This is a genomic window from Pseudomonas sp. E6002, assembly GCF_013385565.1.
Taxonomy (GTDB): domain Bacteria; phylum Pseudomonadota; class Gammaproteobacteria; order Pseudomonadales; family Pseudomonadaceae; genus Aquipseudomonas.
The window spans coordinates 1-16,442 of the sequence record NZ_JACAPT010000037.1 but is presented as its reverse complement, the minus strand read 5'-3'; the positions used below and the strand labels follow the sequence as shown (position 1 = coordinate 16,442).

Annotated in this window: 13 protein-coding genes; 8 read left to right on the top strand and 5 right to left on the bottom strand. The window is 61.6% G+C overall.

The features are described 5' to 3' along the window. Nucleotides 1-85 precede the first annotated feature (85 nt). Together HX815_RS27235 and HX815_RS27230 are read left to right on the top strand one after the other, a co-directional pair. Nucleotides 86-1,069, top strand: coding sequence for a hypothetical protein (locus HX815_RS27235; RefSeq protein WP_003210266.1), 984 nt, complete (start codon nucleotides 86-88; stop codon nucleotides 1,067-1,069). A 2-nt stretch (nucleotides 1,070-1,071) separates the two neighbouring features. Further along, nucleotides 1,072-1,434 (top strand): hypothetical protein, encoded by a 363-nt coding sequence (locus HX815_RS27230; RefSeq protein WP_003210265.1) that lies wholly within the window; start codon nucleotides 1,072-1,074, stop codon nucleotides 1,432-1,434. Nucleotides 1,435-1,452: 18 nt separating this feature from the next. Here the strand turns inward: HX815_RS27230 and HX815_RS27225 are convergent, their stop codons facing one another. Both HX815_RS27225 and HX815_RS27220 read right to left on the bottom strand, forming a co-directional pair. Beyond that, entirely contained in the window at nucleotides 1,453-2,550 is a 1,098-nt protein-coding gene (locus HX815_RS27225) for an SMP-30/gluconolactonase/LRE family protein (protein WP_003210263.1), read from the bottom strand. Beyond that, nucleotides 2,547-3,224 carry a sterol desaturase family protein gene (locus tag HX815_RS27220; protein WP_003210261.1) on the bottom strand — a complete coding sequence of 226 codons (678 nt, stop codon included), beginning with the start codon at nucleotides 3,222-3,224 and terminating at the stop codon, nucleotides 2,547-2,549. The genes HX815_RS27225 and HX815_RS27220 overlap by 4 nt, the downstream gene beginning before the upstream one ends. Before the next feature lie 174 nt (nucleotides 3,225-3,398). Between HX815_RS27220 and HX815_RS27215 the strand changes: the two genes are divergently transcribed. After that, a complete protein-coding gene (locus HX815_RS27215; protein ID WP_177029201.1) occupies nucleotides 3,399-4,865 on the top strand; it encodes a hypothetical protein in 1,467 nt (488 codons plus the stop codon). On the opposite strand, the gene HX815_RS27210 is transcribed toward HX815_RS27215, so the two are convergent. After that, nucleotides 4,866-6,308: a PLP-dependent aminotransferase family protein gene (locus HX815_RS27210; RefSeq protein WP_177029200.1), complete on the bottom strand. Its 1,443-nt coding sequence runs from the start codon at nucleotides 6,306-6,308 to the stop codon at nucleotides 4,866-4,868. 130 nt (nucleotides 6,309-6,438) lie between these two features. Between HX815_RS27210 and HX815_RS27205 the strand changes: the two genes are divergently transcribed. From HX815_RS27205 to HX815_RS27195, 3 genes are all read left to right on the top strand, one after another. Further along, nucleotides 6,439-7,074 (top strand): LysE family translocator, encoded by a 636-nt coding sequence (locus tag HX815_RS27205; protein ID WP_003210255.1) that lies wholly within the window; start codon nucleotides 6,439-6,441, stop codon nucleotides 7,072-7,074. A gap of 78 nt (nucleotides 7,075-7,152) precedes the next feature. Further along, complete coding sequence (locus tag HX815_RS27200; protein WP_023658718.1) at nucleotides 7,153-8,211, top strand: diguanylate cyclase; 1,059 nt, start codon at nucleotides 7,153-7,155, stop codon at nucleotides 8,209-8,211. Nucleotides 8,212-8,279: 68 nt separating this feature from the next. Further along, complete coding sequence (locus tag HX815_RS27195) at nucleotides 8,280-9,509, top strand: M20/M25/M40 family metallo-hydrolase (protein ID WP_177029199.1); 1,230 nt, start codon at nucleotides 8,280-8,282, stop codon at nucleotides 9,507-9,509. A gap of 150 nt (nucleotides 9,510-9,659) precedes the next feature. Here HX815_RS27195 and HX815_RS27190 read toward each other — a convergent pair whose 3' ends face one another. Together HX815_RS27190 and HX815_RS27185 are read right to left on the bottom strand one after the other, a co-directional pair. Next, entirely contained in the window at nucleotides 9,660-12,731 is a 3,072-nt protein-coding gene (locus tag HX815_RS27190; protein ID WP_177029198.1) for an efflux RND transporter permease subunit, read from the bottom strand. A 2-nt stretch (nucleotides 12,732-12,733) separates the two neighbouring features. Further along, nucleotides 12,734-13,840 carry an efflux RND transporter periplasmic adaptor subunit gene (locus tag HX815_RS27185; protein WP_003210248.1) on the bottom strand — a complete coding sequence of 369 codons (1,107 nt, stop codon included), beginning with the start codon at nucleotides 13,838-13,840 and terminating at the stop codon, nucleotides 12,734-12,736. A 187-nt stretch (nucleotides 13,841-14,027) separates the two neighbouring features. Here HX815_RS27185 and HX815_RS27180 point away from each other — a divergent pair, with 187 nt between their 5' ends. Together HX815_RS27180 and HX815_RS27175 are read left to right on the top strand one after the other, a co-directional pair. Further along, complete coding sequence (locus HX815_RS27180; protein ID WP_177029197.1) at nucleotides 14,028-14,894, top strand: pirin family protein; 867 nt, start codon at nucleotides 14,028-14,030, stop codon at nucleotides 14,892-14,894. 63 nt (nucleotides 14,895-14,957) lie between these two features. Beyond that, the gene (locus HX815_RS27175; protein WP_063028913.1) at nucleotides 14,958-16,400 is read left to right on the top strand and encodes a mechanosensitive ion channel domain-containing protein; all 1,443 of its coding nucleotides are present in this window, start codon (nucleotides 14,958-14,960) and stop codon (nucleotides 16,398-16,400) included. Nucleotides 16,401-16,442: the final 42 nt, after the last annotated feature.

The following is a 16,442-nucleotide window of genomic DNA, read 5'->3' as shown; positions in this document are numbered from 1 at the left end:
ATTTCAGCTGTTCCAACCTTGTGTCCGGGCCGTGTTCGCCTGCCTATATTCCTGCGCCATATCCATTACATCAGGGATGTAAGTGATGGCGCAGGGATACATCAATGACCGCACCACGGACTACCTCAGTTTGAAATCCCGGTTACTGACCGGGGCCAGTGGGCAACTTTCCGATCAATTCGACGCGTTGAACCTGCATTTGCGTCAGGCAAGCCTGGTGACGCCGGGGCAGATGGTGATCGTTCCCGATGCCTACGCTGTGGCTTGCACTACTGATGATGCATGGTTGATGCGCCATGCCCAGGAGATTCAGCGCAATCTGGAGTTGGATGCCTCGGCTGGGGCGGCGGTGATCAATAACTATGATCTATTCCAGAGTTTATTGGCTTATAGCTCGGTGGGAGTCGGCAGTTCGACGGCGGCCTGGGGGCGACACCTGGACGAGGTTCAGCGCACTCTGGAAGAAATTGAGCGTTTGCATCAACAACTCAAGGATGGAGCCTTGAATAAGAAAGCGTTTATCCAGAAGCGGCAGATGTTGTTCCGGCGCTTGGATACTCAACTTCAAGGTGCGGCGCGATTTGGCACGAGCCTGAAAACCAATAAGTCACTGAAAAAAGTACTGGGTATTTCCACCAAGAGTTATCTGCACAAGAGTGAAATCGTGGGCTACACGCAGCGGATTCGCAGCATTGCCGAGACGTCGAGGTTTTTGGGCAAGGGGACGTATGTGGGGTTGGCGTTGGATGTGGGTGTGGCGGGGTTGGAGATCAAGGAAGCATGTATGGAGGGGCGGGAGGCGATGTGTAGGCGGGCGAAGTATGTGGAGGGTGGGAAGTTGGTGGGCGGGGTGGGTGGAGCCGCTATTGGAGGGACTCTGGGGGCTGCGCTCGGGAGACGTTTATGCGGGATAGTCATGGGGGTTGCGGTGAAAGGGCAGGGTGCGCTGGTCTGCGGGATCATCGGCGGTGCTGCCGGAGGTTATGCCGCCGGGAGTACGTTTGGGCGTGCCGGTGAATGGGGTGGAGAAATGATGGGTGACCTGATGTATCAGCCTGATGGGGCTTGATCATGTCTTATTATGATTTTTTCACTGTTACGTTGCTTTTATGGATGCTTATCAACTTGGGACTGTTGCTCTTCGTCGCGTACAGAAAACTCGATGAGTTGGAAAGCTATTTCACCGAAAACGAGGCCGTTCAACGCACCAAGCGTTTTTGGCGCAGGAATCTGCCGATCGACAAAACCATGCGAATGGTTGTGATCGTCGAGCTGCTGTCCATGCCAAAACGCCATTTGAAAAAGGGCGAGGTAACTGAGGCAGAGTTGACGTCCGTCCCCGTGGCCCTGAAGCGATGGGCAGTATGGCCCTATTACGGCGGAATGGTTTTGATGGTCCTGGCAATCATTTGGGAGGTCTGGTCCAAGCCATAGCCGAGGGGCTTTTTTTCGTTATTGCGCCAACGCCACCTTGAGTGGCAAGCGCGCCATACCGGTGTTTTTAAGCGAACCCAGATACAACCAGTCACCGTACTCACGTGCCGTGGTGACGGGCGAGTAGTTACCGCTGCTGCCATCCTGCAGGTTTGCGATGACCTTGCCGTTCACGTCCAGCCCGAGCACAAAGGCCTTACGCTCGATGGGCTTGGGCACCACCATCAGTGCCCGTACCATGATCTTGCGCATCAGCGGGTAGCCGGCAAAACCGTCGAGCAGCGGGTTGCGCGGTGAATACAAGGCAACCCAGAACCGGTCCTTGCCGTTGAAACTGAGGTTGTCCGGCAGGCCCGGCAGGTTGTCGATAAACAGGTCGTGGACGCCGGCCTTGTCGCCCTTGAGCCAGTAGCGGCTGATGCGATAGGCGCCGGTTTCGTTGACCAGCACATAGTCTTCGTTCGGCCCCAGGGCCACGCCATTGGCGAATTGCAACTGGTCCAGCAATACCTCGGTGTGGCCGGTGCTGAAGTCATACCGTAGCAAACGGCCGTCACCGCCGTGCTCGATCACCGCCTCGCCGTCTTCCCCATAACCCCATCGGCTTGATGCATCGCTGAAGTACGCATAACGCCCGGCGGCGTCGACGGTGACGTCATCGACAAAGCCAAACGGCAGGCCGGCGGCGCTGGTGGCCAGGGTGGTGAGATTGTGCTGGGTGTCGAGGGCGAGCAGGCCCTTGATCCCATCGGCAATGATCAACCGCCCGTCCGGATGCAGGGCCAGGCCCAGGGGGCGACCCTGGGTGTTGGTCAGCTCTTCGAGAACGTGGCTTTCGGGGGCCGTGCGGATGATGCGCCCGTCATGCAGGCCGGTGATGAGGAACCCTTTGCCATCCAGCAACAAGGCTTCGGGCCCGGCGATGTCCTGGGCGCCGGTTCTTTTCACGTCCTTGAGGCGCTGGTTTTCGGCGTAGGGCCCGTCCTTCAGGGATGGCGCCTTGGGCGGCGACCAGTTGACCGGTTGCACTTTGGTGGGCATCAGCAGCAGGAAGGCGACGATGGCGGTCAGGATCAGCAGGACCAGACGACCAACGTTGCTTGGACGGGTACTCATGACGATTCCTGGTGATCAGTGGTGGGCGGTTCCCAATGCAGGGTGCCGAACAGATAGTCCATCAGCGGCAGGACGATGTTGAAGTTGCGTCCCTGCATCAGTTCGCGCCGGTGATGCAGGGCGTGCAGGTGGTGCATCTGGCGGATCCACGGCAGGCGGGCCACGGGGTGGTCGGGGGGCAGGTGTTCGCAGGCGTGGAAAAACTCGTAGAGCAGGTAGCCGAGGATCATGCAGCCGGCGAACAGGCCGGCGACGTTGGGGTTGAGGTGTTTGAGCAGCCACCAGGCGGGGAGGGTGATGACCAGGCTGTGGACCAGGATGAGCCAGGCGGGGAACAGGATGACACGCCAGTCTCGAGGGCTGTCGTAGGTCATGTGATCGGGGGTGAAGAAGCTGTGGTGGTCGCCGGTGTGACGGGCGTAGAACAGGCGGGCGAAGGTGTGTTTGTGATGGCCCAGGTGACGGTGGACGAGATAGATACACAGGTTGAAGAAAATCAGGGTGAGGGGGATGGCCAGCCATTCCAATAGCTGGATTTGCCGGGTGGTGGACCAGAACAGGCTGATGCAGAGCAGGCCGTAGCCGAAAACGAAACCAGCGTGGAGCCACGGGTTGTAGCAGGGGTGGATGCTGGCGCGGTAGGTGGTGCGGAAGGCCTCGGTGGGGTGAGTCATTAGGGGCGCTCGGTGTTGTTTTTGTTGGGGATGAGCGTAGTCGGGATTGGCGCATCTATCCTGCCGTCATAAAAATACTGTACATGCATACAGTTATGTCCTACATTCCATCCCAGGTGACCGGATGTCGCCGATCACCTGAGCTTCAATTTTTTAACTATGGATGGATAAAAAATGAAATCGAAAAAAGCGTTCATGCTCGGAGCCGCCATCGCGGCGTCCTGCTTCGTTTCGGCCTGCGCCCTGGCCGAACAATCTCCTGCACACTTGACGCCGCAACCGTTGCAGCAAGCCGTGCAACAAGCCCTCAAGAGTGGCGGCAACGTCACGGCGCAGAAGGCGTCGGCTGCCTTCCTGGACAAAATCAAAACCTCGCAGCAGCTGAAAAAGCCGGTGCAGGCTGCCAAGGCCTTGAGCGGGGTTGTGGTCGCCGAGCCTGTACAGGCAGATAGCGCCAAGGTGGATGCCCAGGCCGTGGCGGCCCAGGCGTTCACGCCGCTGTGCCAGACCCTCGGCATCAACCAGATGTATAACCTGGACGGTGTGCAAACCGGCAACGACGTCTGCTACCACTTCAACGTGCCGCAAAAAGCACGGGCGACTGTGATGCTGGTAGGGCAGAGTGCTGCCACCAACATGTCCCTGACCCTGTTCCAGGACGACGGCCAGAACAACATCACTTCTCTCGGCACGTCGGATAACCCGGGCAATGCCAACGAGGTGTTGGCTGGCGTACTGCCACCTGGCGACTACTACTGGTTCATGCATGCCAATTCCGCTGACGGTTCGCCGTTCAGTTTCGGCGTGGATATCAACATGACGATTGACGATTTCGAGCCTAACGACAGTTTCGAAACGGCTTATCAACTGCCGGATACCCTGAACTACGTCACGGGTAACTCCGACACGGCGACCGATGAAGACTACTTCTCCTTCAAGGCCCTGCGCGGGCAGAAGGTCAGTGCCTATTTCGACGGTGTGAACGAGAGCGATCGGGGCCAGTGGATTTCCGAGTATTTTGACGGCGTCAAATGGATCCCGATCAGCCCCAAGGCGAAAATCACCTGGCCAACGCCATCGGTTAATGGCGTGGTGAACGTACGGGTGCGGCCTAACCCGGTCGCAACCTGGAAGGCTACGGCGCGCTACAAGCTGTCGCTGGGCTCCACACCCGAGGTGTTGAGCCACAGTGTGCAAGGTGACAACGTGGTGCGGATCCCGGCTTCGGCCAATGACTACGACCCGTTCATGACCACCCAGGCGGCACGTGACTTGAGCTGGGCCGTGACCTGGGCCGACAGCACCGGTAAACGCCTGCAGGGATTGACCCCGTATCTGCAACTCGACAAGCACGTCAACCGTAATACCTACCTGCCGGTGTACATCCCTTACTACGGTTCGGTAACCGGCGTGTCGGGCGCGGCATCCGGTACGGTCAACCTGGGCAACTGCGCGGGTGAGGCGACTGTCAGGTATGTGTCCTACGACTCGGGTTACAAAAATACCTGGGAGACCAACTACAACTTCGCCGTCTGGCGCCTGCGCATCGAGGAGTACCCGGATGTCGGCGTGGGTGGCGACGCTACCCCGGTCAGCATGGCTCATATCTGCAGCCAGCGCGTGATCTCCAGTGAACGGTGATCAACCCTCCGCTTGATCCGTAACCCCGGCGCCAACTCTTCGGGTTGGCGCCCTCAGCAACCCTTCAAACTGCACCTGAACCCGCCCTTCGTCGCAATGCGCCACATTAAACCGCATGAAATCCCGCAACCCCGGCTCATACCCGAACAACGCCCCCGGCGCCAACACCATCCCACGCTTCAACCCTGCTTCAGCCAGCCGCTCACCATTCACCCCGGCCGGCAACCGCGCCCAGATGAACATCCCGCCCTCAAATCCCATCGGCAATTCACACCCGCAACGCCGCAGCCACTGCTCAACCCGCCCACCGGCCTCCAGCAGCCGCTGAACCATGCGCTTGCGATGCCGGGCATACCCACCCTCACTCAGCAGCCGATACACAATCTGTTCGAACAGCTCCGACGTTATGCCGCCGCTCATCAACTTCATATTGGTCAGATTCGCCGCCAATTGCGGCGCCGCCACCACATAACTGACCCGCGCGTTCGCCGTCAGCACCTTCGAAAACCCCGACAGGTACGTCACCTGCTCCAATCCCGCCAAAGTCGCCAGGCGCGGCGGCGGGTTAGGGTGCAAATCCCCGTAAAGATCATCCTCAACGATATGGCAGCGATACTCCCGGGCCAGTTGCAACAACCGAAATGCCTGGCTCGGGCTGAATGAATGCCCGGTGGGGTTATGCAACACGCTGGTGGTCAGGTACAGGCTGGGACGGTGCTGCGCCAGCAACTGCTCCAGCGCGAAAAAATCAAAACCATCAGGCCGCCGGGCGATCGTCACCACCTTGACCCCATGCAACGCCAGGTTCGCGTGGAAGTTGAAATAACACGGTGCATCCAGCAGCACCGTGTCCCCGGGCCGCGCCAGCAGGCGCATGAGCATGTCCAGGCCTTGCACCGTGTTGGGCGTGGTGATGATTTGTTCCACCGGCACCGACAACCCTTCACCGTGCAGTTTCTGTTGCAGCGCCTGGCGCAACGGCAGCAGGCCCGCCGGGGTGCCCAGCCCGGCGATGCGCAGGGTAGGGGCGCGGACTGCGCTGCGCATGGCCTGGCGCAGGGCTTCGGAATCCAGCCAGTCTTCCGGCAGATGGCCGCCGCCGGGGCGCAGGTCGCCCTGGGCCATGGCCAGGGGGCGGCGCAGTACGCTGAGCAAGTCCTGGGGCAGCAAGTCGACCCAGGTGCTGGACGACGGCTGTGCCAGGCTGCTGGCGACAAAGTGCCCGCGGCCCTGGCTGGAGGTCAGGAGGTGACGCCCGCGCAGGCGATCCAGCGCTTCATTCATGGTGAATTTTCCGACGCCCAGCAAGGCTCCCAACTCACGCACCGAAGGCAGTTTGCTGCCAGCGGCCAATTCGCCTTGCTCGATCGCATGGGCCAGGGCATCGACGATCTGCTGCACCTTCGGTGCTCGGTCATGAAAGTGAATCGCAGGAATGGGCATCACACTGTCCTTAAGTTTGCCGCCAACTTCACCGGTAAAGTCTGCGCGTATATCCGTAGAGTTTACCTGCCTGTGGCGGCACGTGCGCCCTAGACTGCAAGCCCTCTTTCCTGCTGTGAAATTCCACGCCATGGCCACCGCGCTGACGCTGTCTTCGTTTTTGTATTTCCTGCTGCTGTGCACCACCCTGGCCTTCAGCCCCGGGCCCATGACCTTGTTGTTGCTCAGCCTCGGCCTGAAGGACGGCCTGCGCCGCTCCCTGCCGGCGCAGTTCGGGGCGAGTGTTTCCTACCTGGTGTCGATCCTGATCTTTGCCGTGGGTTTCTCCGAGCTGATCAAGGATTACCCGCTGATCACCCGGATCATCCAGGTGGTAGGCGTGGCCTACATCCTTTACCTGGCCTACAAGCAATGGACCAGCAGCGGAGTGACCATCAAGACCAACGATGCAACCCCGGAAAATGCCCGCAGCCTGTTCGGAAAAGGTCTGCTGACCGGGTTGTCGAATCCCAAGGCGATCATTCTGTTCAGCGCGGTATTCCCGCAGTTCGCCGCCATCGGCCAGGGCAGTGCCGCCGCCGACATCGCGATCCTCGGCCTGACCTTCCTGCTGCTGCAATTTGCCAGCGGCTGCCTGTATTGCTACTTCGGCCAGCGCATCAAGCACGTGCTGGAAAACCCCAAGCGCCGGGTGTTGCTGCAACGGGCCACGGCGGTGTTGCTGCTGGGGGTGGCGCTGATGTTGGCCCGGGGCTTTTCCAGCTGAAGGTCAGCTTATGAGCGGTAGTGGCGATCTGCCGGTGCCCTGATAGACTTCGGGCATTCATCCAGGATCAAGCCAGACATGCCAGCCGCAGGAGGAAACGGACTTTCGCTCGCTTCACGCTTGTACAAGTCGCGCACCCTGGGGTTGACCCTCGGGTTTGTCTGTGTGGCCGCCGCCATCTACCCGCTGGATAAATCCGCTTGGGTCTGGGGAGTGATGATCGCCAATGCCTTCATCTGGCCGCATGTGGCCTACCAATGGTCGCGGCACTCGAAAAACTCCCTGCGCTCGGAACACCGCAACCTGCTGTTCGACTCGTTTTGCGGCGGGTTCTGGGTTGGCGCCATGCAGTTCAACCCGCTGCCCAGCGTGACCACCTTGTCGATGATGACCATGAACAACGTCGCCATCGGCGGCCCGCGCTTCATGCTCGCCGGTTGGGTGGCCCAGGCGCTGGGCATCGGCGCCTCGATGCTGGTGTTCACTCCGGCGGTGACCGCCCTCACCAGTGAAGTGCAGCTCTACGCCTGCCTGCCGATCCTGATGCTGTATCCCCTGGCGCTGGGCTGGATCTGTTACCGGCAAGCGATCACCCTGGCCCGGCACAAGCGCGAGTTGCTGGCCCTGAGCCGCACCGACAGCCTGTCGGGCCTGCTCAACCACGGCGCCTGGAAAGACCACCTGGAAATCGAGTTCCAGCGCTGCCGCCGCGACCAGCAGGGCGCCGCCATCGCGCTGATCGACATCGACCACTTCAAGACCATCAACGACACCTACGGCCATGTCACCGGCGATATCGTGCTGCGTCAATTGAGCAAAGTGCTGCGCCAGAACCTGCGGGCCACTGACCTGGCCGGGCGCTACGGTGGCGACGAATTCTGCGTGATCCTGCCGGACATGCCCCTGAACCGCGCCACCGAGGTGATGGACGCCCTGCGTGATCGCTTCAACTCCCTGGCCTACGCACAGGACCCGACCTTGCGCGCCAGCCTGAGCATCGGCCTGGCGCCATACCGGCCGGCACACGCCGACGCCACCAGTTGGCTGAACGATGCCGACCAGGCCTTGTACGAGGCCAAGAGCAGCGGGCGCAACCGGGTCAGTTCGGTGCAGGGAAGTTGGCTGAGGTCGATCTGAGGATCAACAAATCGGTGTTTGTCAGGTAGGGTGGAGCGCTACCTTCCAACAAAAACAAGGATCGGTTCATGCTCTTCAACTTCCCGCGTACCTTGCTGGCGGCCACCCTGGCGCTGTCTTTCGCCATGCCGGCCTTCAGCGCCGAACCCCACAAACAGATCCAGGCCGATTCCGAGCAGTACAAGGCCGACGCCTTGAAACTGCTGGAGCGCCTGGTGAATATCGATTCGGGCTCCGGCTACGAGCCGGGCCTGACCCAAGTGCGTGACATCGCCGTCGATGAGCTCAAGCAACTGGGTTTCAGCATCCAGCTGGTGCCGGATGCCGCCGCTCATAACAGCCATGTCATCGCCACCCTCAAGGGCATCGGCAAGGCCAGGATCCTGCTGATGGCCCACATGGACACGGTGTTCAAGGAAGGCTCGGCGGCTGCCCGGCCGTTCCACATCAAGGACGGCCGCGCCTATGGCCCGGGCGTAATGGATGACAAGGGCGGCATCGTCGCCGGCATCTACGCCTTGAAAGTCCTGAAAAACCAGGGCTTCAAGGACTACGCACAAATCACTTTCCTGCTGGACGCCAGCGAAGAAACCGGCACCGACGGCGCGTCCGAGCTGATCCGCAACACCGCCAAGGGCCACGACGTGACGCTCAACCTGGAACCGGGTCGCCCGGCCGATGGCCTGGTGGTATGGCGCAAAGGCAGCGCCACCGCCGTGGTCGAGGTCAAGGGCAAGGCCGCCCACGCCGGCGTCGCCCCGGAATTGGGGCGCAACGCGGCGATGGAAGCGGCGCACCAGATTCTGCAACTGGGCAAGCTGGGGGATGCCGAGAAGAAAACCACCATCAACTTCACCGTGATCAACTCCGGCGACCGGGTCAACGTGATCCCCGACCAGGCCACCGCCAAGGCGGATGTACGGGCGGCGTTGCCGGAAGAGTTTGACCGGATCGAGAAAGACCTGGCACGGGTCTCGGCCAACAAGCTGATCCCCGAGACTGAAGTGACCACCAGTTTGCACCGTGGCCTGCCGCCGATGCCGCAGACGCCGGAGTCGGACAAGCTGGTGACGATTGCCCAGGGGATTTATGGCGAGCTGGGGCGCAAGCTGACCATTGAGGGCAGCGGCGGGGCGGCGGATGCGAGCTTGTCGGCTGGCGTGGGTACGCCGACCCTGGACGGGTTCGGGATTGTCGGGGGCAATATCCATACGCCGGAGGAATATGCCGAGGTGGAGAGCGTGGCGCCGCGGATTTATCTGCTGAGCCGGATGATCATGGAGCTCTCCAAGCGCTGACTTAAAAACGCCACACCTCTAAATGTGGGAGCGGGCTTGTGTGGGAGCGGGCTTGCTCGCGAATGCGGTCTATCAGTCGACATCTGCTTATCTGGTACACCGCTTTCGCGAGCAAGCCCGCTCCCACATTGGTTTGTGGTGTTGGTTGGATCAGGTTGCAGGCACCACTTCCCGGGTCTTCTCCCGCCCCAACACCAGACTGCACAGCGCCGGCAAGAACAGCAACGTCAACACTGTCCCCACCAGCACCCCGCCAATCAGCACATACGCCAGCGACGACCAAAACACCGACAATGTCAGCGGAATAAACGCCAACGCTGCCGCCAGCGCGGTCAGGATCACCGGGCGTGCCCGGCGCACCGTGGCCTCGATGATCGCCTCGCGAATCACCATGCCCTGGTCCTGGTTCTGCCGAATCTGGTCGGTAAAGATCAGCGTATTGCGCATCAGAATCCCGCCAATCCCGATCAACCCCAATATCGCGTTGAACCCGAACGGCTGGTTGAACAGCAGCAGCGTCGGCACCGCCCCGATCAGCCCCAGCGGCGCGGTGGCGAACACCATGAACATCACCCCGAACGAACGCACCTGGAACATGATCACCGTCAACGTCAGCAGAATCATGATCGGGAACAGTGCCGCCAGCGCCACGTTGGCCTTGGCGCTTTCCTCCACCGGGCCGCCGATGACGATCTGATACCCGGCCGGCAGCTTGGCGATCAGGGGTTGCAGGTCCTTGTACACCGCCATTTCCACGTCTGGCGGCTGGGTGCCGTCGACGATGTCGGCGCGCACTTCCACGGTCAGCGCACGGTTGCGGCGCTTGAGGATCGGTTCTTCCATCACCGCCTGGAAATGCCCGACCTGGGCCAATGGCACCGAGACACCGGCACTGTTGGTCAGGGTCATATTGTCGAGGTTGCCGAGGTCTTCGCGCTGGCTGCCCTGGGAGCGGGCAACCACTGAAACGGTGCGATTGCCTTCGCGCACTTCGGTAATCGGGTTGCCGCTGAGCAACGCGTTGAGCTGGGATTTCACCCCGTCGGGGGTAAAGCCCAGCAGGCGCAGGCGGTCCTGGTCGAGTACCAGGCGGTAACTGCTGGCGCGCTCGCCCCAGTCGAGGAAGCTGTCCCGCGTGAGTGTGTTGGCCGCGACCACTTGGCGCACGTCTTCAGACAGGCTGCGCAGCACATTCAGGTCGGGACCGGACACGCGAAACACCACCGGGAAGGGCACCGGCGGGCCGAATACCAACTGGGTGACGCGCACCCGCGCCGATGGAAATTCGCCGGCCGCGATGCGTTCAGCCATGCGTTTTTTCAGGCTGTCCCGGGCATGGGCGTCGGCGGTCTGCACGATCAACTTGGCGAAGGCGGGATCTGGCAGCTCAGGGTTCAGCGACAGGAAAAACCGTGGTGCACCACCGCCGACATAGGTGTCGACCATTACGGTTTGCGGCTCCTCCATCAACGCCTTTTCCACCTGCGCCGCTACCGCCTCGGTGCTTTTGAAGGCGCTGCCCGGTGGCATGTACACCTCCAGAATCAGCTCGGAACGGTCGGAGTTGGGAAAGAACTGCTTCTTCACCACGCCCATGCCCAGGCCACACAGCACAAAGGCCGCCACCACCAGCCCGGTGACCAGCCAGCGTCTGCGCACGCAAGCATCCACCAGGCGCCGCAGTTTCTGGTAATAGCGCCCGGCGTAAATTGCGTCGTGGCCGCCGACAACCGGCTCGATGTGCGGCAGCAGCTTGACCCCCAGGTACGGGGTGAACACCACCGCCACCAGCCACGAGGCGATCAGCGCAAAACCGACGATCCAGAAAATATTCCCGGCATATTCACCGGCCCCCGAGCGGGCAAAACCCACCGGCAGGAAGCCGATAATCGTCACCAGCGTGCCGGTGAGCATCGGCGCGGCGGTGGAGCTCCAGGCAAACGTAGCCGCATGGATCCGGTCAAAACCTTCCTCGAGTTTGACCACCATCATCTCGATCGCAATGATCGCGTCATCCACCAGCAGGCCCAGGGAAATGATCAACGCGCCCAGGGTCACCCGGTCGAATTCGCGGCCGGTCATCAGCATGATCACAAACACGATCGACAAGGTCAGCGGCACCGCAGCGGCCACCACCAGGCCGACGCGGAACCCCAGGGCCAGCAGGCTGATGACCATTACCACCGCGAGGGCGACGAAGAACTTCAGCATGAACTCGTTGACCGCCAGGCTGATGTTTTTCGCCTGGTCGGAGACCTTGGCGAAGTTGACCCCCAGCGGCAGGTCGGCCTGGATTTTCGCTTCCTGGGCCTTGAGGGCCTTGTCCAGTTCCAGGCCGTTCCAGTGCTTCTCCATGATCACCCCGAGCATCAGCGACGGGTCGCCCTGATGACGGATACGGTAGCTGGGCGGGTCTTCATAACCCCGGCTGACGGTGGCCACATCGGCGATGCGCAGCAGCTTGCCGTTTGCTTCCAGCGGGACGTTTTCGATCAGCGCCAGGCTGTCGAAGGCCCCGTCGATGCGGATATAGGCGCGTGCCCCGGCGGTCTCGACAAAGCCTGAAGGCGCCACGGCATTCTGGGCGGCGAGGGCGGCGAAGATCTGCTCGGGCTTGATGCCCAAGGTGGCCAGGCGCTCATAGGAAAACTCGACGAAGATCCGCTGCGCCTGTTCGCCGAGGATATTGACCTTCTTCACTCCCGGCAGATTGAGCAGGCCCTGGCGCATGTCCTCGGCCATTTGCACCAGTTGCCGGTGGGGCAGGTGTTCGGCCTCCAGCGCGTACAGGGAAAAGTACACGTCGGAGTATTCATCGTTGAAAAACGGCCCGATCACCCCCTTGGGCAACTTCGCGGCTTCGTCGCTGAGCTTTTTGCGGGTCTGGTAGAACAGGTCCTGGATCTCGCTGGGACGGGTGGACTCCAGGTACGTCATGCGCATCGAGACGAAGCCCGGTTGGGCGATGGTTTCGACGCGGTCGTAATAGTCCAGCTCCTGCAGGCGTTTTTCCAGGCGGTCGGCCACTTGCTCCTGCATCTCTTGCGCGGTGGCGCCGGGCCAGGCGGCGGTGATGGTCATGACCTTGACGGTGAACGAAGGGTCTTCGGCGCGCCCCAGTTTGCCAAAGGCAAAGACCCCGGCGGCGAGGATCGCGATGATCAGGAACAGCGTGACCGCGCGATGCTTGACCGCCAGTTCGGAGAGGTTGATCCCGCGCATTATCAGTGTTCCTGCTGACGGTTGAGGGCCAATACCTGGGCCGGCAACAGGCGTACCGCGTCACCGCTGTGCAGCAGGTGCGCGCCGAGGGCGACGACTACTTGGCCGGGGTCCACGCCACTGTCCAGCAACGCGTCCTCCTGGCCGAGGCTGGCGACGTTGACCGGGGCGAAGCTGACCTTGTCATCGGCGCCAATGACCCACACACCGGTGCCTTTGCCGGCATCCTGCAGCGCCCCGATGGGCACGCGGGTCTGTTGCGCCTGGCCGTTACCTTGCAGGCGCACGGTGATGGTCGAGCCGAGAGCGAAGCGGTCGACGGGGCCATGCAATACATAGCGGGCCCGGTAGGTGCGGGTGGTCGGGTCGGCGCTGGCAGACAGCTCGCGCAACGTGGCGGTCACTGCCTGCTCAGGGGCGCCGAAGGGGAACGCCAGGGCTTTTTGCGAAGCCTGGTCGCGCTGGTTTTCCGGCAGGTTGACGATGGCTTCCCGGGCGCCGTCGTGAGCCAGGCGCGCCACCACTTGCCCCTCGGCGACCACTTGGCCGCGGTCCACCCGCACGTCGGTGATGATGCCGTCGCTGTCGGCCCTGAGCACCGAGTAGGTGCGGCGGTTTTCGATCTGGCTGGCGTCGGATTGCGCGGAAGCCAGCTCGGCTTCGGCCACCCGCAGGTTGGTGGCGGACTGGTCGAAAATCTGCCGCGACACGGCGCCGGTATTGGCCAGGCGCTGGTAGCGGGATTCATCGTCCCGGCGTTGGCGCAGTTGCGCCTGGGCCGCATTGACGCGGTTTTTTGCCGAACGCAGGGCCAGTTCGAAGTCGCCGATATCCAGCACCAGCAAAGTGTCGCCACGGTTGACGTGCTGGCCGGGATCAACCTTGCGCTCGATCACCTTGCCGCTGACGCGAAACCCCAGGTCACTTTCCGTGCGCGCGGCCACTACGCCGGTGTAGGCGCTTTGCTGGCTGCCGGCGGCTTCGACCTTGGCGGCCAGCACCGGGCGGGGCAGGGGCGCTTCGGCGACGGGGTCGGCCTTGTTGTTGCAGCCACTGAGTACCGCCAGCAGGGCCAGGGGGGTGAGAAGACGCAGGGGGAGAGGGTTCATGTCGGGCTCCGTGGGGCGGGGTGAGCTAAAAATTACGCTTGTAATATTTGTCGCCATATTATGGTCGAAATATAAAATAATCCAGCCCGCGAGTATTTGTTCCACTGGTGGGACGATCAGGGCCGGTTTTGCCGTCTAGCGCGGAATTGGTATCGGATTTAAGGTGTATCCATTACTGGAGACACATATGAAAAAGATCATCGGCATCTACACCAGCCCACGCGGCCATTGGGTCGGCGACGGCTTTCCGGTTCGCACGCTGTTTTCCTACGACACCATGGGCAAGCAGATCAGCCCGTTCCTGTTGCTGGATCACGCCGGTCCTGCGGCGTTCACCCCGACCGAGCAACGTCGTGGCGTGGGCCAGCATCCTCATCGCGGTTTTGAAACCGTGACCATCGTCTACAAGGGCGAAGTCGAGCACCGCGATTCCACCGGCGCCGGCGGCACCATCGGCCCGGGCGATGTGCAATGGATGACAGCCGCCAGGGGCATCATTCACGAGGAGTTTCACTCCGAGGCGTTCGCCCGCAGCGGCGGCGCCCTGGAAATGGTCCAGTTGTGGGTCAACCTGCCGGCCAGGGACAAAATGACCGATGCCGGTTACCAGACCATCCTCGATGGCGATATTCCGACGCTGCCCCTGGCCGACAACGCCGGCAGCCTGCGCTTGATCGCGGGCGAGTTCGACGGGGTCAAAGGCCCGGCTCGCACCTTCACACCGATCGACGTGTGGGACATGCGCCTCAAAGCCGGCCGCTCTGTGACGCTGGACCTGCACGCCGGGCGCAACACCGCGCTGGTGGTGTTGCGCGGCACGGTGCGGATCAACGGCACTGAAGTGGCGCGGGAAGGGCAGTTGGCACTGTTCGAGCGCGATGGCACGCAACTGCGCCTCGAGTCCAGCGACGACGCCATGGTGCTGTTGCTCAGCGGCGAGCCGATCGACGAACCCATCGTCGGCCACGGCCCGTTCGTGATGAACACCGAGCAGGAAATCCACCAGGCGTTTGCCGACTATCAGTCCGGGCAATTCGGGCTGATGCAGCGCTAGGGCGCTATACCCTCCAAAGGCATTTCATGCGATCTTCATGGCATTCGCCCTGGAGTCGCCTGAATGCCCTCATTTATCTCCGATCACCCGATGTTCTGTGCCTTGGCGCTGGTACTGATCGATATTGCCGTATGGCGTTTGATCTCTGCCGATTTCGCCAATTGGAAGCTGGCGGCGCGGCTGGTGATTTTTGCGGTGTTCAGCGCCGTGCTGTTCAACGAAGGCATGAACCCGATGCAGGTCGCGCCGTTCGGCGACAACGTGGCGCTGCATTTGGCGGCAACGGCGTTCCAGATCGGCTGGTGGCTGTTTGCGGCGCGCACCCTCACGGTATTGCTCGGCGCGGTGATGATGCAGCGGGTCGGCCACACCGGGCGGCTGTTGCAGGATCTGGTGGGCGCGGTGATCTTCCTGATCGCGATCATCGCCGCCATGGCCTACGTGCTCGACCTGCCGGTCAAGGGCGTGCTGGCCACTTCCGGCGCGGTGGCAATCATCGTCGGCCTGGCGTTGCAAAGCACCTTGAGCGACGTGTTTTCCGGCATCGTGCTCAATACCACCAAACCCTACCAACTGGATGACTGGATCTCCATCGACGGCACCGAAGGCCGGGTGATCGACATCGACTGGCGCGCCACCCAACTGCAAACCTCCCAGGGCAGCCTGGCGGTGGTGCCCAACTCGTTGGCGGCCAAGGCCAAGATCATCAACTTCTCACGTCCCGCAGATATGTTTGGCTTGGCGGTCAGCCTGCAAGTCAGCCCCCATGCGCGGCCCCAAACCGTGCTGGATGCGCTGGAGCGGGCGATGCAGGGGTGTCGGCCGTTGTTGGCCAAGCCGGCGCCCAGCGTGGCGTTCAAGACGTCGGCCAGTGGTGGCGTGGAGTATGAGATCAGCGGGTTTGTGCCGGCCATGGCGCTCAAGCGTGAGGTGCGCAATCAGCTTTATGATTTGGCGTTTCGGCATTTGCAGGCGGCGGGGGTGAGCTTGTTGTCGGCTGCCGAGAGTAATGCGCCGGTGACGGTTTCCCGGGCTCGGGCGTTGTTGGAGAGTTCGTCGATTTTCTCGACGTTGAGGCAGGAGGAGAAGGAGACATTCAGCCAGAACATGACGCTGCAGACCTTTCGCGCCGGGGAGATGATTTTGCCGGCGGGGGAGGTGAGTGATCACCTGTTTATCATCGAGTCCGGGGTGATTTCGGTGATGTTGACCAAGGCCGGGCACAAGTTTGAAGCCGGGCGGATGGGGCCTGGGGAGGTGATTGGTGAGGCCGGGATTTTGTCGGAGCAGGGTGTGCCTGCGGACTTTTCGGCGAAGACGTTTTGTACGTTGTATCGGATTGAGAAGGAGTATCTGAAGCCTTGTCTGGATGCTCGGCATGACATCAGTGAGGCTATGAAAAGTTTGTTGGATTTCAGGTTGCATGCGGCTCAGAGTTTGACGCAGGAGGCGCCTGTGGTGCCGGTTAAGAAGGGGTTTATGCAGTGGCTGCGGAGTCGGGCCTGAAGGTGTACATATCCGTTGCTGCGGTAACGGCCGCTTATGGTT